The 651-nt window shown below is 70.2% G+C and carries 1 protein-coding gene; it reads right to left on the reverse strand.

The annotated features are described in order from the left end of the window. Nucleotides 1-543, reverse strand: a 543-nt coding sequence (locus tag ACOV8S_RS00400; protein ID WP_448315192.1) for a hypothetical protein, incomplete at its 3' end; no start/stop codon positions are given. Nucleotides 544-651 lie beyond the last annotated feature (108 nt).

Genomic DNA, 651 nt, shown 5'->3' on the forward strand with positions numbered 1-651 from the left:
GTTCGGCGTCGACGTGTGGTTCGGGGTGGAGGTGTGGTTCGGGGTGGGCGCGTGGCCTCCGCCGGACCAGGTGCCGGGCTGCCCCTGCTGCTGCGGGAGCACGGGGTAGCCGTAGGGGCCGGTGTTCTGCGGGTAGCCGTACGCCCCGGTGTGACCGTGACGGGGCCCGTGCCCGGCGAGCGCGGCGTCCGCGAGCCGGCGCCGCTCGTCGAAGTGCCGGATGTCGACGGCCAGGTAGTAGGAGACGACGGCGAGCAGCGTGATCAACAGCAGCAGTACGCCGACCGTCTCGGCGGGGGTGTCGACCTCCTCGTCCGGCTCTGACAGCAGCAGCGCCATGGAGACGACCAGCAGGACGAAGGAGAGTCCGCAGAGCACCCAGTCGACGGCCTTGCGGGTGACGATCGCCAGTCGCATCATCGGCACCCACATCAGGAAGCCGATGCTGCCGAGCGCGATCGCCACGAAGAGGATCCGCAGGAACACCAGCAGTCCGGTGGGCGGCGGCGGCGTGACCGGGTGGTGATGGCCCTGGCCCTGCATGGCATCTCCTGTGTTGTATCGACGGCTTCGAGCAGGGTACTGGCCGGTTCGCACGCCTGGCCCCGGAGTACGGGATCCGTTTCCGGATCGCAGCCGGAGGCGGTGCGC

This window comes from Streptomyces sp. CO7 (assembly GCF_053474865.1).